Origin of the sequence: Acetobacter fabarum, assembly GCF_040702925.2 — a bacterium.
In the GTDB taxonomy this organism is placed as follows: Bacteria; Pseudomonadota; Alphaproteobacteria; order Acetobacterales; family Acetobacteraceae; genus Acetobacter; species Acetobacter fabarum_B.
On the sequence record NZ_JBFCXX020000002.1, the window covers coordinates 101101 to 122170 of the forward strand.

The 21070-nt window shown below is 56.0% G+C and carries 23 protein-coding genes, 3 tRNA genes and 1 riboswitch; of the genes, 15 read left to right on the plus strand and 11 right to left on the minus strand.

Translation table 11 applies throughout. The features are described 5' to 3' along the window. Positions 1 to 48: 48 nt before the first annotated feature. The 3 genes from AB2L51_RS02830 to efp are packed head-to-tail and all read right to left on the minus strand — an operon-like array spanning position 49 to position 2344. The gene (locus tag AB2L51_RS02830) at positions 49 to 846 is read right to left on the minus strand and encodes a class I SAM-dependent methyltransferase (RefSeq protein ID WP_395581373.1); all 798 of its coding nucleotides are present in this window, start codon (positions 844 to 846) and stop codon (positions 49 to 51) included. A gap of 53 nt (positions 847 to 899) precedes the next feature. Further along, on the minus strand, positions 900 to 1730 hold the full coding sequence (locus AB2L51_RS02835; protein ID WP_166112713.1) for an inositol monophosphatase family protein: 831 nt from the start codon (positions 1728 to 1730) through the stop codon (positions 900 to 902). A 47-nt stretch (positions 1731 to 1777) separates the two neighbouring features. Then, positions 1778 to 2344, minus strand: coding sequence for an elongation factor P (efp, locus tag AB2L51_RS02840; protein ID WP_048853086.1), 567 nt, complete (start codon positions 2342 to 2344; stop codon positions 1778 to 1780). A 148-nt stretch (positions 2345 to 2492) separates the two neighbouring features. Here efp and AB2L51_RS02845 point away from each other — a divergent pair. Then, a tRNA-Ser gene (locus AB2L51_RS02845) sits at positions 2493 to 2582 on the plus strand. Between the two features lie 254 nt (positions 2583 to 2836). Here the strand turns inward: AB2L51_RS02845 and AB2L51_RS02850 are convergent. The 3 genes from AB2L51_RS02850 to AB2L51_RS02860 form a co-directional block, all read right to left on the minus strand. Beyond that, a complete protein-coding gene (locus AB2L51_RS02850; protein WP_395581372.1) occupies positions 2837 to 3283 on the minus strand; it encodes a hypothetical protein in 447 nt (148 codons plus the stop codon). 50 nt (positions 3284 to 3333) lie between these two features. Further along, entirely contained in the window at positions 3334 to 3975 is a 642-nt protein-coding gene (locus tag AB2L51_RS02855) for a LysE family translocator (protein WP_395581371.1), read from the minus strand. A gap of 475 nt (positions 3976 to 4450) precedes the next feature. Beyond that, complete coding sequence (locus tag AB2L51_RS02860) at positions 4451 to 5275, minus strand: hypothetical protein (protein WP_395581370.1); 825 nt, start codon at positions 5273 to 5275, stop codon at positions 4451 to 4453. 467 nt (positions 5276 to 5742) lie between these two features. On the opposite strand from AB2L51_RS02860, the gene AB2L51_RS02865 reads away from it, so the two are divergent. Beyond that, positions 5743 to 6126 carry a hypothetical protein gene (locus AB2L51_RS02865; RefSeq protein WP_395581369.1) on the plus strand — a complete coding sequence of 128 codons (384 nt, stop codon included), beginning with the start codon at positions 5743 to 5745 and terminating at the stop codon, positions 6124 to 6126. 66 nt (positions 6127 to 6192) lie between these two features. Here AB2L51_RS02865 and nfsB read toward each other — a convergent pair whose 3' ends face one another. From nfsB to AB2L51_RS02880, 3 genes are all read right to left on the minus strand, one after another. Beyond that, positions 6193 to 6843, minus strand: a complete 651-nt coding sequence (gene nfsB / locus AB2L51_RS02870) for an oxygen-insensitive NAD(P)H nitroreductase (protein WP_395581368.1) — start codon at positions 6841 to 6843, stop codon at positions 6193 to 6195. Between the two features lie 191 nt (positions 6844 to 7034). Then, complete coding sequence (locus AB2L51_RS02875) at positions 7035 to 8099, minus strand: GGDEF domain-containing protein (protein WP_395581367.1); 1065 nt, start codon at positions 8097 to 8099, stop codon at positions 7035 to 7037. Beyond that, a complete protein-coding gene (locus AB2L51_RS02880) occupies positions 8032 to 8832 on the minus strand; it encodes a CHASE3 domain-containing protein (protein WP_395581366.1) in 801 nt (266 codons plus the stop codon). Before AB2L51_RS02880 ends, AB2L51_RS02875 begins: the two co-directional genes overlap by 68 nt. 721 nt (positions 8833 to 9553) lie before the next feature. Between AB2L51_RS02880 and AB2L51_RS02885 the strand changes: the two genes are divergently transcribed. The 9 genes from AB2L51_RS02885 (at position 9554) to AB2L51_RS02925 (ending at position 14504) form a co-directional block, all read left to right on the plus strand. After that, positions 9554 to 10297 carry a LexA family transcriptional regulator gene (locus tag AB2L51_RS02885; protein WP_400920640.1) on the plus strand — a complete coding sequence of 248 codons (744 nt, stop codon included), beginning with the start codon at positions 9554 to 9556 and terminating at the stop codon, positions 10295 to 10297. A 156-nt stretch (positions 10298 to 10453) separates the two neighbouring features. Next, a riboswitch (yybP-ykoY riboswitch) is annotated at positions 10454 to 10554 on the plus strand. Between the two features lie 87 nt (positions 10555 to 10641). Next, positions 10642 to 11229: a manganese efflux pump MntP gene (locus AB2L51_RS02890; protein WP_395581364.1), complete on the plus strand. Its 588-nt coding sequence runs from the start codon at positions 10642 to 10644 to the stop codon at positions 11227 to 11229. Between the two features lie 139 nt (positions 11230 to 11368). Next, the gene (locus AB2L51_RS02895) at positions 11369 to 12595 is read left to right on the plus strand and encodes a GTP-binding protein (protein ID WP_395581363.1); all 1227 of its coding nucleotides are present in this window, start codon (positions 11369 to 11371) and stop codon (positions 12593 to 12595) included. After that, complete coding sequence (locus AB2L51_RS02900; protein ID WP_395581362.1) at positions 12592 to 12927, plus strand: DUF6525 family protein; 336 nt, start codon at positions 12592 to 12594, stop codon at positions 12925 to 12927. Before AB2L51_RS02895 ends, AB2L51_RS02900 begins: the two co-directional genes overlap by 4 nt. A 94-nt stretch (positions 12928 to 13021) precedes the next feature. Continuing rightward, positions 13022 to 13273 carry a hypothetical protein gene (locus tag AB2L51_RS02905; RefSeq protein ID WP_395581361.1) on the plus strand — a complete coding sequence of 84 codons (252 nt, stop codon included), beginning with the start codon at positions 13022 to 13024 and terminating at the stop codon, positions 13271 to 13273. A gap of 163 nt (positions 13274 to 13436) precedes the next feature. Continuing rightward, a complete protein-coding gene (gene gpt, locus AB2L51_RS02910; RefSeq protein ID WP_395581360.1) occupies positions 13437 to 13922 on the plus strand; it encodes a xanthine phosphoribosyltransferase in 486 nt (161 codons plus the stop codon). Positions 13923 to 13980: 58 nt separating this feature from the next. After that, positions 13981 to 14057, plus strand: a tRNA-Pro gene (locus AB2L51_RS02915). Between the two features lie 22 nt (positions 14058 to 14079). Then, on the plus strand, positions 14080 to 14385 hold the full coding sequence (locus AB2L51_RS02920; RefSeq protein WP_395581359.1) for an ETC complex I subunit: 306 nt from the start codon (positions 14080 to 14082) through the stop codon (positions 14383 to 14385). A 42-nt stretch (positions 14386 to 14427) separates the two neighbouring features. Next, a tRNA-Arg gene (locus AB2L51_RS02925) sits at positions 14428 to 14504 on the plus strand. 182 nt (positions 14505 to 14686) lie between these two features. On the opposite strand, the gene cysE is transcribed toward AB2L51_RS02925, so the two are convergent. Beyond that, positions 14687 to 15487: a serine O-acetyltransferase gene (gene cysE / locus AB2L51_RS02930; protein WP_395581459.1), complete on the minus strand. Its 801-nt coding sequence runs from the start codon at positions 15485 to 15487 to the stop codon at positions 14687 to 14689. 70 nt (positions 15488 to 15557) lie between these two features. Further along, the gene (locus AB2L51_RS02935; protein ID WP_395581358.1) at positions 15558 to 16811 is read right to left on the minus strand and encodes a UbiH/UbiF/VisC/COQ6 family ubiquinone biosynthesis hydroxylase; all 1254 of its coding nucleotides are present in this window, start codon (positions 16809 to 16811) and stop codon (positions 15558 to 15560) included. Between the two features lie 213 nt (positions 16812 to 17024). Between AB2L51_RS02935 and AB2L51_RS02940 the strand changes: the two genes are divergently transcribed. From AB2L51_RS02940 to AB2L51_RS02955, 4 genes are all read left to right on the plus strand, one after another. Then, on the plus strand, positions 17025 to 17363 hold the full coding sequence (locus tag AB2L51_RS02940) for a P-II family nitrogen regulator (RefSeq protein ID WP_025828032.1): 339 nt from the start codon (positions 17025 to 17027) through the stop codon (positions 17361 to 17363). Positions 17364 to 17615: 252 nt separating this feature from the next. Further along, on the plus strand, positions 17616 to 18770 hold the full coding sequence (gene ispF, locus AB2L51_RS02945) for a 2-C-methyl-D-erythritol 2,4-cyclodiphosphate synthase (protein ID WP_395581357.1): 1155 nt from the start codon (positions 17616 to 17618) through the stop codon (positions 18768 to 18770). A 91-nt stretch (positions 18771 to 18861) separates the two neighbouring features. Continuing rightward, positions 18862 to 19932 (plus strand): tRNA dihydrouridine synthase DusB, encoded by a 1071-nt coding sequence (dusB, locus tag AB2L51_RS02950; protein WP_395581356.1) that lies wholly within the window; start codon positions 18862 to 18864, stop codon positions 19930 to 19932. Beyond that, complete coding sequence (locus AB2L51_RS02955) at positions 19929 to 21035, plus strand: two-component system sensor histidine kinase NtrB (RefSeq protein WP_395581355.1); 1107 nt, start codon at positions 19929 to 19931, stop codon at positions 21033 to 21035. The genes dusB and AB2L51_RS02955 overlap by 4 nt, the downstream gene beginning before the upstream one ends. Positions 21036 to 21070: the final 35 nt, after the last annotated feature.

The following is a 21070-nucleotide window of genomic DNA, read 5'->3' on the forward strand; positions in this document are numbered from 1 at the left end:
TGAGCTATTCTTGCGGCAAATGCCAGAGCCGAGTCTTTATGGTGTGGGTCAGGAATTCTTGCGCCGGAAAATGACCGAGTGGGCTGGCGTATAGGTTTTTATGGTTTTGTGCAGGGCAAAACCGTAGCGTTCAAAAATCAGGCAGAGATTGCGGTGGTTGAAAAACTGCAAATGTTCGGGGGGGCAGATATCCGCCCATGATGGAAGATCCTGTGGCACGGCGGGGTGCCCCACATCAGGTGCCGAGATATAGACAAAGCCATTGGGGCGGGTAATTGCGGCCAGTGTCTGCATAAACTCGTTTGGCCCGGCCACATGTTCCAGCACTTCGGAGCTGAAGACAAAGTCAAACGTCAGGCCACGCTGGCGGAAGGAGGTTGACTCTTCGCAGTAGAATCTGGCCTGAGGGAAGTGGTGCCTGGCGTAGGCAATGCTGTTCTGGCTGATGTCCAGACCCGTCGCGCGTGCGCCCAGTCGGCTGAATGCCTCGGCCATAAAACCGCCGCCACACCCAAAGTCCAGAACATCCCTGCGCCAGACATAGGGCAGGAACTGGAGGCTCCGCCACCCTGCGCGCCAGCGGCGGCTGAAGGCTTTGGGGTAAAAACCGGCCGATGCACCGCGATACGTCGTTTGGTAAAACGTGCGGAGTTTGGCGATATCGGGATAGGGGTGAACGAACAGAAAATCACAGTCTGGGCAGCGGAACAGATCGTAGCCATTTTTGCTGAATGCAAAAGCAGTTCCCTGTGCGCGGCAGAGTGGGCATTCTGTTGCGGTATGGGGGGATGCCAAACCGGACTCTGGACCCGCCGGGGTTGTGTGGGGAGGTAAATGCGTAGTCATGCAGTGTCATTCTCCCCAGCTCAGGCGTGGTCCGGAGGCTGGTCGGCGGAGCGTTATTCCGGGTTTTTCAGGCTGTCGGCAACAATGTCGAGCAGTTTGCCGTGCATGTTGCCATTGCCTGCGACAATCATGATATCATCAGGCAGGTCATCAAGTTCCGTGCCATCGGGGGCTGTAACCTGACCGCCTGCTTCACGCACGATCAGAATACCTGCGGCACAATCCCACGGCTTGATGCCGAATTCCCAATACCCTTCGTACCGGCCTGCCGCGACCCATGCGAGGTCCAGCGAGGCCGCGCCAAAGCGGCGCACGCCAGCCACGCGGGGCATAAGGTTGCCCAGTACGCGGGCAAAAGGCAGGCGCTGGCGGGCAGGCACCTTGGCAAAGGGAATACCCGTGGCAAACAGGGATTCGGGCATTTCCCGCCGGGCGGACACACGAATGCGCCGCTCGTTCAGGAATGCGCCACTCCCCTTTTCGGCCCAGAACATTTCACCCGCTGCGGGGTTGTAGATCAGGGCCGCGGCCAGTTCCACCTTGCCATCGGGCAGGCGGCGCTGGAGGCCAATGGAAATGGCCCAGTGCGGAATGCCATGCAGGAAGTTGGAGGTACCGTCGAGCGGGTCAACAATCCAGCGCCATGTCCAGTTATCGCTACCCGATTCCCCGGATTCTTCCATAAGGAAGGCGTAGCCCGGACGGGCCCGCTCCAGTTCTTCGCGCAGGGTCTGTTCTGCACGGAGGTCCGCCTGGGAAACAAAGTCACCCGGCCCCTTGATGCTTACCTGAAGCTGCTCGACTTCGTTAAAATCGCGCAGGAGACGCTTGGCCGCCTTCTGGGCTGCGGTTTGCATCACCATCATGACGGGGGAGAGACGCATGGCCACTGTAATTAAGTCCTGCTCTGGAGAGAAAAAAACTGAAAAAATCAGTCCTTGGCGCGTTCGACGTAAGACCCGTCTTCCGTGCGGACCACAATGCGTTCACCCGCTTCGATAAACGGCGGGACCATGGTTTTTACACCATTGGACAGCATGGCGGGCTTGTAGGAGGAGCTGGCAGTCTGGCCTTTTACAACCGGATCAGCTTCAACCACTTCCAGCGTCACATGCGGGGGCAGGTCAATACCAACCGGGTCCCCTTCAACCAGATGCAGGTTGATGGTCATGTTATCCTGAATGAAGGGAGCCTGATCGCCCAGCAGATCGGTGGGGACAGAAAGCTGTTCAAAGGTCTCGGGGTCCATCAGAACCAGCAGTTCGCCATCTGTATAGGAATACAGATATTCGCGGTCTTCGGTCATCAGCCGTTCAACCGTATCAGCCGTGCGCCAGCGTTCGTTGGTTTTGTTGCCGGTCTTGAGGTCGCGCATTTCAACCTGAATGAACGCACCCCCCTTACCTGGGGTAATGATCTGCTGTTTTAAGACCGTCCAGCGACGGCCATCATGCTCAATCACCTGACCGGCGCGGATCAGGTTTGCCTGCTGTTTCATACTTGGTTCCTGAGAGGAATGGCTATTCTGTCTGGGGCTTGTACAGTTCCAGGGCAGGAAGGGCAAGCGCTGCGCGGAGAACGCCCCGCTTTGTCCCGCTGGACAGAACCGTTGCATCCTGTTTATAAGGCTGCACCTGAACAGGTAAGGAAGGGTGGCCGAGCGGTTTAAGGCACCGGTCTTGAAAACCGGCGTGCGTGAGAGCGTACCGTGGGTTCGAATCCCACCCCTTCCGCCATGACAGCAAATACTCGACGGCTATTTTGCTCTGTCTGTAGGTTGTTTTTTATTTCTCGTGCCAAATGTTAAAATTATTTCCAGAGATGGACCCCGGGGTTCGCTCGTTATGGAATGATAAAGCGCGATGAAAATCAAAAATCTTTGGCTATCGTTTTTTCAATGAGTTAGATGAATTTCTCTAATCGGAAGAATGAGGTTTAGAGTTCTGTAATTTATTTTGTTAAACCTATTGAAAATTCAACATATACACATTCAGTCAGAACTTGATCCTATAAAAACCAAAGAGAAATTATTTCTTACAAATAAAAATCCAAAATCCCAAAAAACGGGATAGTATGGATGTCCATCCTTGATATGAAAAGAGTAAATTCCTGTAGATGATGAAATTATTTTGTTTAGTGATGTTGTGAGATCCCTGAGTAATGATTTGAATTGATGTGATTTTATATTTTCTTGTGAGGGGCCTGATCCTTCGTCTCCAGCGTACATTAAAGATGACGTGACCGTATGTAAAATTTCCGGTTTTTCTACGGTATTTATTGTATAAAAAGCAATATTTCTGTTTAGAGTCTTACATATAATATCTTCATTGGTGAGTGTTTTTTTATGCTGTGACGTAAATATTCCGAGGGATACAGAGTAATTACAAGAATTTTCATTTAATATTTCTGCAATTTCATTAAGCAATTCTTGTTTCATTTTTTATTTTCCACTTATATGAATTGGTGGTTTATAGAAAAACTGCCACTTCAGGCTGGTGTGCGTTCCGTTACAAACCGCAACCCAAGCCCCATGAAGGTTATTCCGGCACAGCGGTCAATCCAGCGTCGATTCTTCAGAAAAATCGCTGAAACGTGGTCAAGACTCAAAAGTGTTGCAACGCATGCGAACCAGACAATCGCGATCATGAACATGGAGGCAACACAGGCCAGCCCCAGATAGATGGGGGCATGTTGTGGCATCGAGGCGGCAAACAGGCTGGATGTAAAAACGGGCGCCTTCGGATTAGCCAGATTGGTGAGCAGGCCAGCAAAAAAGCTGTTGGAGCGTTGTTCCGCATGTGGTGTGGTTGCTTCTGCGGTTGAGTCCTTTTTCCAACTGTTGATCAACAGCTTTGCACCAAGGATTATCAGGTAAAGCCCGCCACCGATTTTAAGCGTGAGATACAGCCATGGGGCGGCAATAAAGAGTGTGCGAATACCAAAAAAAACCGCAATACCCCAAACGGCTATGCCTGCTGCAATCCCAAGGGTTGCCTGTAGGGCAACGGCTCGCCCCTTCATGACCGCCAGACGTGTGACGAGCATAAAGTCCAACCCCGGTACCATCATGGCGATTAACCAGAAGGCGGAGATTGCGGTAATGACGGATAAATCCTGTGCCAGATTCATAAGGATGGATTTTCCCAAAAATTAAAAGCCGTGACTATACTTTCCAGTATTGCGTTTCTTTTCAGGTAACATCTTGCGCAACTGAAAATAGATGATCTTCCGGTTTCTCTGTCATGCAGTCTCTGAAACATCTGTATTCGGGTTACAGGACGGAATGCGCAATACCCGGAGTGACTCCAGGCTAAATACGTTTTGGACGAGCAGGTTACTCACCGCCCGAAAGGAGTGCTCAGTCTGTTCGCTGTTGCTCTGTAGCCAGACAGCCGTGCCGCATGCATTTGCGGTGTTGGAACTCTCCGCTACCATCCCATGACCGCTGGCGCTGCCATGCTCCCCATTTATGCCCGAAGATGCGGCAGATCATGCTTGTTGCAAACCATCTCATGAGTTTTTCTTAACTGCTTTTTTCGGGAAAAGTCCAGAGAGACTGTTTTTCCATTCCCCCGTCTGTTTTGTATGTCAGTCTGTGCTGTGGTTATTGCCCGCTCAGGAGCGGGATCATCTGATCCACGGCTTCAAGAGCATTCCGTGTGGTCTGAAGGTCGGCATCGGCTGGGGCATCCGTTTTCTTCTGGTGGTGTCTGCTGGTTGGAAGAAGTGTTTTAATCTCTGCGGCCACTCCCCGTACTGTTTGTGCAAAATCCTGATCTTCGCTGCTTCTTGTGGCTGTGACGTGAGCAGATGAGGTTGCGGCCTGTGTGCTATCCGGCGTGCTGCTGCTCTGGGGCGCGTCCGCATCGCTCTGTTGTGTTTGTGTGGCGGGGTTACTTTGCTCAGGGATATCCTGTGTATTGGACGGCTCTTGTGTTGTGCCCTGTGGTGCTGCCAGCAAGGCATTGCCTATGGCGGCATTGCTGCCGCCACTTTGCGTATATTGGGCAACCGCAGCAGCCAGTTGCCGCGCAAGCTGTGCCAGAGCCTGCGCCAGTGCTTTGGGCGACATGAATGCTTTGAACTGCATAAGCTGGCGTATCTGCGCCTTGAGACTATTGACCTGTTCTTCTGCCTGCTCTTTAGCGGAAGCATGGCTTGATTTGGCAAGTTGATCCAGCCTGCTCAGCGCTTCCTGCGCAGAGGCCAGATACGCGCTGGTCGCAGAAGATGACTGTGCTAAAAACTCAATCCCGGCCTGAGATAGTGTTATTTGCACAGACTCTTCTATGCCCGACTGATCCGCCGTAGTGGCACTGTCTGCGGTGGTCGTGGGGGCTGTCGTGTGCGTGTTGAGTGCCGCATTGTAGGACCCGGTCGTGTGGGAGAAGCCCCTATTGGCGGCTTGGGCCGTGTTGAGAGTTGTCATGGGAGGATCCTGCTATACGTCAACATCGTACAGAATGGCCGGAAGGGATTATTAAAAGGTTAAAAGTGCTGGGTGGCGGTGGCTGGGGAGTTTGAGCGCATGCGCGGGCAACCAGAGTGTTGATGGATACAAACCCGGTCAGACTCATCCGTGATGACATGAAGCAATGTGGGTGCATGGGTTTTCTGACATGGCAGGATATTGCGCACGCTATGTCAGCGGGGGAGGTTATGCCTGTCATGGTAACCCTTGCATGTATGCTTGATGCGCTGCCACAAACGGGAATGCTTATGCCTGCCTGAGCGGGAGGGCTCTCGTGGTATGCATTGTGTGGTCCTGTGCTGGTTTTGTCTGGTGCATACATGCTCTGTGCGCCAGCAGGTCCCTTCGGTTAGGCAGGTCATGGTGGGGTATGGTATTCTTGGTGACCATGCGCCTATGGGGCAGGAATATGGAAGGCACGGACCATGCGTAAACAGCTTATCAGTCTTGTTCTTGGCGGTGTGCTCGCCGTGTGCTCGGTTCCTGCCAGCGCGCAGGATAATGAGGAGGACGGGGACTATAAGGCGTTGATGCAGAAGACGACCAATAACGCCAACGGGATTTGTATAGATTACCTCAATTCCGAGCATGAAGACTATTCAGGCGATAAAATGAGTGAGTCCCGCCCACCAGATGAGGTGACAAAAGGCTTATCCAAAGCCATACGGGACGAGTGCCAGAAACACCCCAAGGAGCGGGTGGGCAAGGCTGTCACCAATGTCAAAGCAGCCTATGCGCATGAACTGGCGCAGATCATTAGAAAAATGAAAATCAATGATGACCCGATCAGCACCAGCGGCGGGTCATGATCTGCTCCATTTGCGGGAAAATACCCCTCCTGATCAAGGTGTTTCAGACGCAGGAGGGGAGTGCTGTCAGATATGGGAGAAGATGGCTTTCTCGGGCAGGCGGGATTTGGGGAGCTTGGCATTGAAGTCAGCATCCGAATGGTAGCCAAGGGCCACAAGAACGGCTGGTGACAGGCCTTTTTCCTCCAGTTCCAGTTCCTTGCTCAGAATGGCGGCATCAAAACCTTCCATGGGAGTGGCATCCACGCCAAGAAGTGCTGCAGACAGAAGCAGGAAACCCTGTGCAATATAAGTCTGTTTTTGTGTCCATGCGGGCAGGTCTCCTGCCTGCTCATGCAGCCCGACAAACCCTGAGCGGCCTTTATGGGACAGTGCGCGGGCATCCGCATCGACATAGCGGCCATCGGCCTGTTCCTGATCCGCAATGGTTTGCAGGTACTCTGGCGGTAGCGTGTTGCGTGCGCTCAGTACAATAACGTGTGAGGCATCCATGACACGAGAGATATTAAAGGCAAAGGTACCGCTGGTGGATTTGGCAATACGGGCTTTGCCTTCGTCCGTGTCGGCCACAAAAAAGTGCCACGGCTGGGAGTTGACGGAGGAGGGGCTGTAACGCAGGGCTTCCAGCAGTTGCGCTACAATGGGAGCGGGTATTTTGCGGTCTTTGTCATATGCCTTGGTTGTATGGCGATGCTTGAGAATATGCAGAAGGTCCATGAACTTTTTCCTGTGTTTCCCGTTATTGTCCTGCGTATCGTATGCCGCCTGACATGGTGGCCGATGCTACATTGCGGTAGCCTGACGCGTCAGACGGTATTCTGCTCCGGCTCAGAAGTGGGTTGGATCGGGCGGGAGATCAAGAGGGCGGGAGGGTTTGCGCTCCGGTATTGTCGCGCATGTGGCAGATGTCAGCCGACAACAATACGATCCCGCCCGTCTTTTTTGGCCTGATAAAGAGCCGCGTCAGCCTTGCGGATAATGGCGGTTGTTTCTGTTGGTAAGGATTTGTCCCACGTGGTCACACCGAATGACATGGTGATTTTGCCCAGAGCCTGACCATTATAATGCAACTCCAGCCGCGACAGGTTCAACCGCAGGTCTTCCACCCGCTGGATGAGCGAGTTCAGCGGGTGATAGGTTGTAATAATCAGGAACTCCTCTCCACCAAACCGGCATACAATGTCATTGCTTCTGAAAGAGTTCTGGATTTCATTGGCAAAGGTGCGCAGGACCATGTCCCCCGCATCGTGCCCGAACTCATCGTTGATGCGTTTGAAATGATCAATATCGGCCATAATCAGGCTTAGCGGAGTATTGTTCCGGCTGGCTGTGGCAATTTCTGCGTTCAGGGCGTCTTCCATGTAGCGGCGGTTGTATAGCCCGGTTAGCGGGTCATGGATTGTCTGTTCAAGCAGGTCTTTCTGCAGGTTCTGGTTAACCAGAGCAGAGGCAATGTTTTCCACCAGTGCAACAAGGCGGAAGCGGTTTTCTTCCGCCACATGGCTTTGCAGATACAAAAGCCCTACAACTTCGCCACTCGCGAACAGGGGTTCGCAATGGTAGATGCAGATATTGCTATCAACATGCTGGCAGATTACATCTCCGCCGGGAGAGTTGACGGAGTGACTCTGCCCCAGTCGCAGCGCCCAGCACGACGAAGGGTGCAGGCCATCACGACCGACGGGCGTACGGCTGCCCCAGTGTGCAATGCGTTCAAGCTGGTTGGTGGTGTGGTTATGTGTGTATAGCGCGCCGGGGATGCCGGGCAGTACGCGGGGCACAAAAGCGCAGATAATGGCAGAAAGTTCGCTGCTGGTGCGGGCAGCCTGAAGGCGGTGAGCCATTTCCCCCAGCAGTTCCATGGCTTCGTTGTTGCGTTTGAGTTCGGCATTGGCCTGAAGCAGCTTATAGTCGCTGGCTTCCTGCGCCTGCATGGCTGGCATCCAGCCGTTCGGCCATGGTGTTGTAGCCATGGGCCAGAATATCAAACTCCGTGCAACCCATCTGGGGGTCCACACGTACGGTGCGGTTGCCATTCCCGAAGTCGGACATGGCGCGCGTAATCTGGCTGACGGAACGGCGCATGCCATTGAGCACAAAATACAGAAGGCCGTTTACCAGCAGGACAATAATCAGGCATCCACCAATGACCAGATTCCTGTTCCATGTTGCGTGCGCTCTTGCCGTGGCTTCCCGCGCAATCAGTAGCTCCTGTTCTGCCTGCCGGATTTCATCGGCCTTTTGAGCAATAATGGCCATGTCTACACGCCCCTGCCCGACGATAACCCGTGACCGCGCCTCATCAAACCGGCCCTGACGGGCCAGAGCGATCTGTTTGGTCAGGGTATCCAGCCGCTCATTGGTGGCAATTTGCAGGCTTTGTGCCCGTTCATGCTGGATGGGGTTATCCTGCACCAGCTGTTCAAGCAGATTGACCTTGGCGAAGGCAGCGGCAACGCGATCGTCAAAACCCTTGGCGAAGGAAGGGTCCGTGGTGAGCAGGTAGCCACGTTCCTCAGCCTGGGCCTCTCGCAGATCAGACAGGGTTTCGGTGACAACTTCGGTAATTTTTTGTCTGTGGGCATTCCATTCAAAGCTGGAGATCATGCTGTTGGAGGCGGAGAGCAGCAGTACGGAAAGACAGATCAGATTAACGCTGACGATGAAACCGACAAAGATGATCCGAGATGCGAGGGAATGGAGCAAAATAATCTCTTTTATTCCTAAGACTCTATGCAAAATAGAGAAGATGTTAGAATTTTTCAATTACGGTTTGGGAACTCTGCAGGAATGTCGTGCGATTATACACCATAATTTCATTCATTATTGCAGAACGGATAAAGATTATGTGTATAGATGGAGTCTGCGCAGATGTTCACGCGTGTGGGAAAGAAGGGTGAAAATACTCTAACGCCGGGTAAGGCATTATGTCCACGGAAACGGCAACCGCACGCCATGCTATGCATCCGGGCTCTCAACACGCGGACGAAGCAGGTGCTCCGTACGTATGGAACTGGTCCCGATTCCAACCCTCGCAAAGGGCTTTACCCTGAGGGGAGGCAATTTCCTTTTTATAAAACCAGAATGCCCGGAGTGACTGATTCTGGAGCTCACGGAACTGAGCTTCTTCCCCATGTAACGGGGGAGTGTAACGAGAGATTTAAACCACTTACGAAGTTTGGCGTTAATATCCTCTGCGTGCATCCCTGATGGCTTTTGTGCCATAAGTGGACTCCCTGAGTTTTGAGGTCGGTTGCCCCCCGGCCTCTTTTTTTCGTCCAACCGCGCCTGTTATGAACGGAGGAACTAACGTGAAGATAGCGACACACCGAATTACGTCAATCGTTTTCGGTTGGTGCCTACGCATTTTCAGTGGATATCTTGTGGATAAACACTGGAAAGCGTCAGAAACCTCACAAAAATGAGCATGAAAAACACCGAAATCGGTGATTTTCCAGAGGTGGACCGTAAGCGGGATGATCTTTCACGTTTTTTGCGCCTGAAGCAGGCTGTAAAGAACGCTGGGGGACTGGCTCATGTCGCTGTGGCGGCAAACGTCGGTACGACCACTCTTAGCGGTTACATGAACGGAAGAGAGTGGAAAATCGGGATCGCAGAGCAGATCGCACAGGCATGCGATGTGGACCTGCAATGGCTGCTGTTCGGCGATCAGCCCAATGCATGCCGTAACGACGTGGCATGTAGACAAAAAACACCTTCAGAACTCATGCATATCCCCGGCTATGACATAGAGTTATCAATCGGGCATGGTGTTTCTTCAGTCTATGCCGAAGAAAGCATATCCTTCCAGATAAGCGCCTCTCTTTTACCGGAACATCTTAAAACCAGATCACGCAGACTGGTCAGTTTTACCGTGCGTGGAGACAGCATGGAGCCTGCGATATTTTCTGGCGACAGTGTTGTGTTTGATTTGATGGATAAAGACATTTTTACAGGTGGTGTCTATGCTTTGAGAGTCGGGGACCAGCTTCTGGTAAAAAGACTTTCTCTGCGTGCAAATGGTAATCTGTTGGTCATGAGTGATAACCCGCGTTATCCCACCGATGAGATCAACGCTCAGGAAGCACAGCAGATAATCCGGGATGGCAGCTATCCCGTCCGGATTGTTGGTCGCGTTGTGTGGCGTGGTGGTGGACTGTTTACAGAGTAAAGGGGGGGGGCAATCCGAAGGGGCTGTCCCTCCCCCTCGGCCGGTACGGGCTTTAATATATTATCCACAGATTCTGAGGATGCTTGCGTGGGTAAGCCTGTGGATGAAAAGCGGATAAACACAGGGTTGCAATCCTGCCCGGCACTTGGTAGGCATCGCGCAGTCCTTGGGGAGTAGTTACCCTCAGTTTTGAGGGGCCTTCATCAACATACTTGGCCTTAGGGCCATGGTGGAGGCAGCGTTTTGCAAAAAACGCCAGGCAAGACCAACGGCGGAGGAAGTCCCAGTTGTGGCCGGGGGATTTCTGTCTGCTGTTTGTGTTTCTTGCGGCCCGTGGACTTCTCATGACTGGTTTTTTCACGCTGGGCGTTCTGGGGCTCAGCCTGTCGGTGGATGCCTTTGCCGCGGCTGTTGGCAAAGGGGCAAGCGAGCAGAATGCCCGTTTGAACGACGCCGTGCGTATAGGCGCGGTCTTTGGTTTTTTTGAAGCCATAACACCAGTCATCGGCTGGGTTCTGGGGTTGGCACTCAGCACATGGATTGCAGCGGTTGACCACTGGATTGCCTTTGGCCTGCTGCTGGCCATTGGTGGCAACATGATCCGCCTTGCCGTGCGGGGGGGAGAGCAGGCCCAGCCAGAGCAGGTTGTGGATCAGGCGCCGCCGCGGCGTGGGGTGCTCGGTCTGGTCACAACCGCACTGGCCACCAGTATCGATGCAACGGCTGTTGGGGTTAGTCTGGGTGTCATGCAGGTGAATATTCTGTCCGCCTGTCTGGTTATTGGCGGTATTACAACCGTTGTGGCCACAATGGGGGTGATTATTGGCCGGCATGCCAGTGTGTGGATTGGCCGTTACGCAGAAATTCTGGGCGGGTGTGCGTTGATCGGCATAGGTTGCTCTATTCTTTATACGCATCTCAGCGCGCCATAAAGCGGGTATAGGCGGGCAGGGCATGGCTGCATGGGCCTGCTTTGCCTGCGGACAGGCGCTTTAATTGCAAGCTTTAATTGTAATGTTATATCATAACGTATATACCGGAGGGAGTGTGCCGCAATAATAAGGTCCTCCCATGCCCGTCAGATTGCCTGTTACCGTTTTGTCCGGTTTTCTTGGAGCCGGAAAAACAACCTTGCTCAATTACATTCTGAATAACCGCACGGGCCGCAGGGTCGCGGTCATTGTGAATGACATGAGCGATGTGAACATAGACGCTGATCTGGTGCGTGGTGGGAGCAACCTCTCCCGCACGGATGAAAAACTGGTGGAAATGAGCAACGGCTGCATCTGCTGTACCTTACGTGATGACCTGTTGCAGGAGGTACGCAGGCTGGCTGAAGATGGGCGGTTTGATTACCTTTTGGTGGAATCAACCGGTATTGCGGAACCTTTGCCTATTGCCGCCACGTTTGAGTTCCGCGACGCAGCCGGTGCCAGTCTGATGGACATAGCCCGGCTGGATACCATGGTAACCGTTGTGGATGCGGTTAACCTTCTGAACGATTACGGTTCAACCGATTTTCTCAAGGATCGGGGGGAAATCGCGGGGGAGGACGATGCGCGCGCTCTGGTTTCCCTGCTGGTGGAGCAGATTGAATTTGCAGATGTTGTTGTGCTCAACAAGGTTTCCAGCGCTACGCCCGAACAGCGCGTAGCCGCCCGCCAGATTATTATGAGCCTGAACCCTGATGCCGATATTGTGGAAACAGACAATTCCGTGGTGCCGTTGGACAGGGTTTTGAATACGCACCGATTTGATTACGAAAAAGCTCACAAAAACCCATTATGGTATAAAGAGCTTTATGGGTTTGCAGACCATGTGCCCGAAACGGATGAATACGGTATCCTCAGTTTTGTTTTTAGGGCGCGCCGCCCGTTTATTCCTGAAAAATTCAAGGCTTTTATAGATCATGCCTGGCCGGGTGTTGTGCGCGGAAAGGGGTATTTCTGGCTGGCGACCAGACCCATGTGGGTGGGCGAACTGGGGCAGGCTGGTGCTCTGGTGCAAACACAGGCCGCCGGGCACTGGTGGGTTGCCATTCCTCCTGAGCATTGGCCGGAAGATACGGAATGGCAGGAGATGCTGGTTTCCAGATGGGACCGGGTTTTTGGCGATCGCCGGCAGGAACTGGTGTTTATCGGCACGGTCGATATGGACGAGGCCGCCATGCGCGCTGCATTGAACGCCTGCCTTGTGCCCGATATCGGGCAAGCTCTTTTCGACGGAAGCATGTTTGCAAACCTGCCAGACCCGTTCCCTGCATGGCAGATGGAGCCCGCGGAGCCCTTGGAGCCATGACCCGCGCGCCAGCCCCCAGTAACGAACGCACTTTACGGCACGAGGTCTGGCGCAGGTATGACGGCAATGACTGGCAGGCGTTGGATGCCTTGCCCCCCAGCATACGCCAGCGCGTAACCCGGCATAGTTACGATGTATGGTCCGTGAATGTGCTTATGCTCTGGCGGCATTACAAACGGAGTTATGGCCGCACGGCACGGGCTGAAAAAGCATTGATCCGTTACTTGGATTATTGTGAACGGCTGGAGCGCGATGTGTTTGCCGCACGGTACGGGGAGCTGTATGGCATGCCGCTCCCCCATATGGCGGCTGGGTGCACCGTACAACGGTAACAACATGCTTATTGGCTGCGTGTATTATCGCCTTTGCCAAGCGCTGCATATGTGATAGAACAAACAAAGAACGCATTGCGTGTGGAAGGCTAACATGGCGGTAGCAGAGCGGATCGTGTTTCAGCCATTTGTATGGCAGGGCGGGGTATTGCGGGCCGGAGCACCCATTGTGTGCCCGAACGTGGAAGATGCGCGCAGGCGTGTGGATAAAATCCGGGCCGGTATCCTGCATGTTGCCGGGGCTGTGGTCGTGCGCATGGATGTGGATGAAGACACAGGCGATTACGGCGAACCCGAATATCTGGAACGGATCGGTGATACCCCCGGTGGGGAGGATGAGGACTGATCCGCCCTGCCTCTATGCAACTCTGGTTTTGACCGGGGTCTGACAAAGGGGTGATTGCGGGTGTGCAACACTCTGTAGGAACTGGTGCATCTTCCTGCTAAAGAGGGCGCATAAAGGCAGGGGGCAACCCGGCCTGCGGCGTGATTGTTAAAGGATGGTGTTTATGGCTGTGCATTATGCCACGGTAACATGGGAGCAACTGCATAGGGATGCACGGGCGCTGGCGGCGGCCCTTATGCCCAGAATGCCCTTTAAAGGTATTGTGGCGGTTACCCGTGGCGGGTTAATTCCCGCAGCCATTGCTGCCCGGGAACTGGGGTGCCGGTTGATCGAGACCATCTCCGTCGTGACCTATGACGAAGAAGAAATGGGCCGGCCCCAGATTATCAAGGCACCAGAGGCCGCAGGAGATGGGGAAGGGTTCCTGATTATTGATGATCTGGTCGATTCCGGCGTCACTGCACGCTTTGTGCGCGAGTGTCTGCCCAAAGCCTATTTTGCCTGCCTGTATGCCAAACCTGCCGGTAAACCCTTGACTGATCTGTTTATTACGGAAGTTCCGCAGGATACGTGGGTTCTTTTTCCGTGGGATACGGCTCCGCTGTTCGTGCCGCCTCTGGTCAGCAATAAAAAAGAGTGTGCGGAGTAATTTTTTTAGCGCAACAGGGTTGCCAGTTTATAATTAGACGCCTAGTTTCCCGCTTGTTCGGGGCGTGGCGCAGCCTGGTAGCGCGCGTGTTTTGGGTACACGAGGCCCCCGGTTCGAGTCCGGGCGCCCCGACCATAAATAAAGCGGGAGGCACGTAATGCCAGCGCGTATTTATCAGCAGTCCAAGCCAGCAGGGCAGTCCGGTCTGGCAGGCACTCGTAAATGGGTGTTTGAATACGGTCAGGGCGCTCCACGCAGGCAGGATGCCCTTATGGGGTGGACCGGTAGCGCGGATACCCGTTCCCAGCTCCGCCTTCTGTTTGACAGCCGCGAGGCTGCCGAGGCTTACGCCCAGCATGAGCAGATTGCTTATGAGGTGGAACAGCCAGTGCAGCGGCACCGTCGTCCCAAGGTTTATGCCGATAACTTCGGCTACAACCGGATCCAGAACTGGACGCACTGAATTTCAGCCTCCATCCCCTGTATGCGGGATGGGAGGCTTTTCGCGCCCTTAGCTCAGTTGGATAGAGCAACAGCCTTCTAAGCTGTGGGTCATTGGTTCGAATCCAATAGGGCGCACCAGTTTTATCTGTAAAAATCCTGTCAGGGTGAGGGATCAGGCTCCGCCCTTTTTGTGTCCGCTCTGCGCCGGACTGTCTGGGGCCGTACTGTGCCACGGGGCTGGGTAAAGCATCGTGCCAATAGTGGGCTGGGCAAGGTATATGGGGCAGGGCGCCGTAGCACGTGCCCCCATGGCCTGAGTGTCAGATAATGTAATCAATAGGGGGGAGTGTCTGGTCCATGTCCAGAGCAGGCATGCCCTTGTGGCGCACACCCACCTTGCGGGCGGGGTTACCTACCACGGTGGTAAAGGGGGGTACGGGCTCAAGCACAATGGAGCCTGCGCCAATCTTGGCGCCTTCGCCAATTTCAATATTGCCAAGGACTTTGGCGCCGGCGCCAATCAGCACGCCCCGGCGCACCTTGGGGTGGCGGTCCCCGGAATGTTTGCCCGTGCCACCAAGGGTCACATTTTGCAGAATGGAAACATCGTCTTCAATAATGGATGTCTCCCCCACCACAATGCCGGTGCCGTGGTCAAACAGAATGCGGCGGCCGAGCTGTGCTGCTGGGTGAATATCCACCCCGAACAGTTCCGATGCACGGCTTTGCAGATGCAGGGCCAGATGCCGCCGTTCCGACAGCCAGAGCCAGCGCGCCACCCGGTAGGTCTGCACCGCGTGATAGCCTTTGAAGAACAGGAATGGGGTTACAAAATCCGGGCAGGCCGGGTCCCGTTCCCGAATGGCCAGCAGGTCGGCGGCGGCGGCGCATACAAGATCAGGCTCTTCGTCAAAGCCTTCCTTCACCAGTTCGGAAAGTGCATCGGCGGCAACGGACCGGTCCCCCAGTTTGCGGCCAATCAGGGCAGCCAGAGCCGAGGCAAAACTGGAATGGCTTCGTACGCCGGTCGCCAGAAGGCCGCGCACCAGTGGGTCATAGCAACTGCATGCTTCCTGCGTCATCTGCCGCCACAGCACAGTAAGCTGTGGCGCGCACATCATGCTGCTTTCTTCAAAATGACTGGAATTGACTGCGGCAACGTTACCATCCTGCATCCCGGCTACTCCGTAACTACAAACCCATGGCGTGCTTTACAAAAGCTTTCCGCAGGGCAGGAAAGCGATGCACGCCCGCAATACCCAGATCACGCGCCAGACGGAGGACCGGGTTGTTGTTACTGAACAGTCTGTCCAGCGCATCTGTTGCCGCCAGCATGAGCATATTGGCTGGGCGACACAAGGCCTGATAACGCGCAAGCACTGCGGGGGCACCAGGGTCCTTGCCCTGCGCGTGGATGTCCAGCAGCAGCGGGCTCAGGTGAATGACATCCCGGTAACCAAGGTTAAGCCCCTGACCTGCGATGGGGTGAATCCCGTGTGCGGCATCCCCCACCAGCATGAGTCGTGTATCTGTATAACGCGCAGCATACTGGGCGGAGAGCGGGTAAGTCCAGCGGCGGCCCACAGGTGTTACACGGCCAAGGCGGGTATTGCCCATGCGGCGTTCCACCTGACGGGCAAAGGCCTCGTCGGGCAGGGCGGCAAAGCGTTCGGCTATGCCGTCCTTGTCGCTCCACACAATGGCGGACATGTAGGGGTGTTCGTCCGTGCCTGTCATGGGGAGTTGCGCAAACGGGCCAGCGGGGAGGAAGTGTTCCAGCGCGCTGTTGTCGTGCGGGAACTCATGGGCAATGGCGCACACAATGGCGGTCTGCCCGTAGGGCAGGCGGGTCAGGGGGATACCGGCTTCTGAGCGCAGGCGGCTGCGGCGGCCATCGGCGGCCACAATCAGCCGGGCGTTAAAGCTGCGGCCATCCTGAAGCTGCACATGCGCATTTTGCGCCGTGCGGGTAATTTTTGCTTCCGCGGGGGCCAGAACGGTTACGCCCGGTGTGGTGCTCAGGCATTTGTTCAGTGCCACGCGCAGGGCGCGGGCTTCCACCATCCAGCCAAAAGGCTGTGAAGCATCTTCTCGCGTGAATTCGAGAAAAAGGGAGGATGCGGGTTCACCCGGCCTGCCATCTGTGACCAGAATTTCCTCAATCGGGCAGGAGGCGGCGGGGAGCAGGTCCCACACCCCGGCAGTTTCCAGAAACTCCTTGGGACCTGCGGCAATGGCGTAGGCGCGCCCGTCCAGATCCGGGTGTTCCATGGGGGGCAGGGCCGCCTTGTCCACCACAGCCACCCGCATGCCGCCACGTGCCAGACGGCACGCCAGAGCGGCACCAACTGGCCCCGCGCCGATAATGCACACATCCACGTCCGCCACATGCGGGTGGTGGGTGCTGGCGTGTTCTGCCGTGGCGTCGGGGGAGATTGGGCTCATGCGGTTTTTTCCTTAACATTCACACATCTGGCAGGCGGCGCGCCCGGAAAGCCGCATAGGCTGTTGCGGATCATGCCCCCTCTATGCGCCCTCCTTTGCGACAAAACCAGCCGTCTTGCCTTGAGGTGCATCAAAGCTCTTGGCAATTGGTGTTTAACTGTGCCAACATCGTAACGTCATGGAAATGTTTTGCAGCAGGGAGTTGCAGGCAGTATGAAGCTGATTACCGCCATTATAAAGCCCTTTAAACTCGATGATGTCCGCGAAGCGCTTGCGCCGCTGGGTGTTCAGGGGATTACTGTCTCGGAAGTCAAGGGGTTTGGTCGCCAGAAAGGGCAGACGGAAATTTACCGTGGAGCTGAATACCGGATCAGCTTCCTGCCCAAGATCAAGGTGGAGGTCGCTGTAAGCGATGCCCTGCTTGACCAGGTTCTGGAAGCGATTCTGGATGCAGCGCATACGGGCAAGATCGGGGACGGCAAGATTTTTGTCAGCGATCTCACTCGTGTCATCCGCATCCGCACGCGTGAGACAGGGGATGCCGCTCTTTAAAGGGGCAGACCGGTCTGGTGGTGGGGTGGGTTTGCGCAGCCTCGGGTCTGAGCACCTGCCCTTGCGGCCATCAGGGTGGCAACCCCCGCGTGTGGGGGCTGCCGTAACCTGCGCTTCTTGCGGGGACGCTGAGGGTGTGCGCCAGCGTGCAGAGTGCTGCCCGCCGCACGGTAGGAACCGTGTTGTGGGGGATGCCTCTCTTTCCCATTTTCAGGCTTGACGGGGCAGGGGCGTGGCCTCATTGCTTCGGACATGCGAGTAGCTGTCATTCTACTGGCTGCCGGTACAGGCAGCCGCTATGCCGCCACCACGGGGTGCGCCACGCCCAAGCAGTATGTGCTGCTTGCTGGCCAGCCCGTTATCCGACACGCCGCAGAGGCTCTTCTGCCGCATGTCTCCTCTATTCAGCCGGTGGGGGATCCTTCCTCCCTGAATGACGCATTGCAGGGGCTGGCTGTTCTGCCGCCCGTGCAGGGTGGTCAAACCCGGCAGGCCAGCGTGCGCGCCGGGCTGGAGGCGCTGGACGCCCTGCCACCGGAGCAAAAGCCCGATCTGGTTCTGGTGCATGATGGCGCACGCCCTTATGTTACCGGGCAACTGGTGGCCAATGTTGTGGCGGCTCTGGCGGAACATCCGGGGGCTATTCCCGCCGTGCCCGTGGCCGATACGCTCAAGCGTGAAAAAGACGGTGTGATTGATGGCACCGTCTCGCGCGAGCATCTGTTCCGTGCGCAAACCCCTCAGGGCTTCCGTTTTGGCCTGTTTTTGGACCTGCACCGCGCAGCGGCCTCGCTCAATGCCACGGATGACGCCAAGCTGCTTGAGGAGTCCGGCTTTAGCGTGGCACTTGTGCCGGGCGATGAAGATAATATCAAACTGACATACGAGGCTGATCTGGTGCGTCTTGAAAGGCTGATTGGCCCCACATTGCTGCCGCGTGTGGGCCTTGGGTATGATGTGCATGCCTTTGAGGAAGGGCGTCCGCTGATCATGTGCGGCATTACCATTCCCCACACGCATGGTCTGGCCGGTCATTCGGATGCCGATGTGGGTATCCATGCGCTGTGTGACGCCATTTATGGCGCACTGGCCGAAGGTGACATCGGCAGGCATTTCCCCCCCAGCCAGAACGAGTGGAAGGATGCGGATAGCGCGCGCTTTCTTATCCATGCCGGTCAGCGTATTCGCGCGCGGGGGGGTATGCTGGTCAATGCCGACCTGACCCTGATTTGCGAACGCCCAAAAATTGGCCCCCACGCGCAGGCCATGCGGGAGCGCCTTGCCGCACTGCTGGAAGTGGATGTGGACCGTATTTCGGTCAAGGCCACAACGTCTGAACGGCTGGGCTTTACCGGGCGGGAAGAAGGCATTGCCTGTGCGGCTACCGTCAGCGTTCTGGTGCCGTAAAACCGCGCAGCGTCACTGACGGCGAAAAAACATTGCACAGGGGCGCGTGGACCGGTATTTCTGCCTAATTCGTAGGCAAATGGAAATGACTGTGCAAACGCAACCTCTGCTGCGTCCGATTGATCTGGGCGGTGTTGTTCTTGATACGCCAGTAATTCTGGCGCCCATGTCTGGCGTGACTGACCTGCCATTCCGGCGGTTGGTCCGCAGGCTTGGGGCTGGCCTTGTTGTTTCCGAAATGATTGCCTCATGGGCAATGGTGCGTGAGAACGATACCACCCTGCGCATGGCCGAAGTGGCCGATGCCGGTGGCCCCAATGCCGTGCAGCTGGCCGGGTGCGACCCGCAGGCCATGGCCGAGGCTGCCCGCATTGCCGTGGACCGTGGGGCGGACCTGATCGACATTAATTTTGGCTGCCCGGTTAAAAAGGTCGCCGTGGGGCAGATGGCAGGCTCCGCCCTGATGCGGGACGAGGCCGCGGCACAACGCATGCTGCAAACGGTAGTCAAGGCCGTGTCTGTGCCTGTCACGCTCAAAATGCGCATGGGCTGGGATCATGAGCACCTTAACGCCCCCGTACTGGCCCGTATTGCGCAGGACGCGGGTATTCGCATGATTACGGTGCACGGGCGCACCCGTCAGCAGTTTTATAACGGCACGGCGGACTGGGCGTTTGTGCGCAATGTTAAAAACGCGGTGGACCTGCCCGTTATTGTCAACGGGGATATCCTGACCACAGCCGATGCCCGCAACGCACTGGCCCAGTCCGGCGCTGATGGGGTGATGATCGGGCGCGGATGCTACGGGCGACCGTGGTTTCTGGCGCAGGTTGCCCATGCCCTGCGTACGGGGGAGGAGATGCCAGACCCCGCACTGGAACAGGAAAAAGCCATTGTGCTGGAGCATTATAACATGATGCTGGAGCATTTTGGCCCACGCCCCGGCCTGCGTCTGGCCCGCAAGCATGTGTCCTGGTATTCGGCCGGGCTGCCTGCTTCGGCGGCATTCCGTGCTGTCTTCAACAAGGTGGAAACGCCGGATGAAGCCATAACCCGGATTGCCGAGTTCTATGACCAGCAGATTGCCACCGGTGCACAGCGGGAACCGCGTGCCTCCCGCCAGGAAGCCGCGCGCCAGCACGAACAGGCTTACGCGGCGTGAGCACAAAAGCGCCAGACAGGGCAGAGCCTGACGCGGCGCTTCTACTGGACAGCCTGCCTGTTCCGTTGCTTGAGATCGGGGCAGGGAATGCTGTTCTGGCGCTCAATATGGCGGCGGAGGAGTTTTTTGGTATGTCCCGCCAGCAGATCAGGGCTGGCGGCATGGCCGAAATTGCACCACCCGACCACCCGATTTATCTGCTGCTTGCCCACCTGCGCCAGCGTGGGGGGAGTGTGACCGAGCATGATCTCCTGTTCAGTTCCCCACGTTTTCACCACGAGGGGGTGAGCGTGCAGGGGGCTGAGGTGCTGGACCATCCGGGGCATCTGCTGCTCACCTTCCATCTGCCGTCCACCGCACGGGTGCTGGACCAGCAGCAGGTCTATCGCTCGGCGGCGCGGAGTGTGTCGGGCATGGCGGCCATGCTGGCGCATGAGGTGCGCAACCCGCTTTCAGGCATCAAGGGGGCGGCCCAGTTGCTGGAGCAGGCCGTGGGAGATGCAGACCGTGATCTGGCTACCCTGATCTGTGATGAGGTGGACCGCATAGATGCGCTGGTCGAGCGCATGGGCATGTTTGGCGAGGCGCAGATGGACTACCGCGCCCTGAACATCCACCGCCTGCTCGAACACGTAAAGCTGCTGGCCAGCAACGGTTTTGCCAGGGACCTGCGGATTATAGAGCAGTATGATCCTTCACTTCCCCATGTATGGGGGGACCGGGACAGGCTGGTGCAGGTGCTGCTCAATCTGGTCAAGAATGCGGCGGAAGCTCTGCATGAGACCGGCAAAAAAGGGGATATTACCCTGATGACCAGTTACCGGCCGGGTATTCGCGTGACTGCTCCAGGCACAACCCAGTGGCGGCATCTGCCGCTGGTGGTGACCATAAGGGACACAGGGCCCGGTATTTCGGAAACAGTCAGGCCGCATCTGTTTGAACCCTTTGTTTCCACCAAGGTCAACGGCAGCGGGCTGGGACTGGCGCTGGTGGGTAAGGTGATGGATGACCACGGCGGAGTGATGGAAGTTGAAAGCCGACCGGGCCGAACGGAGATCAGTCTTTTTCTTCCGCTGGCGGAAGAAAGGGGCGGACTGTCTTGACCTTGGGGTTGCCCGCGCCTGATAAGCCTCTCCCT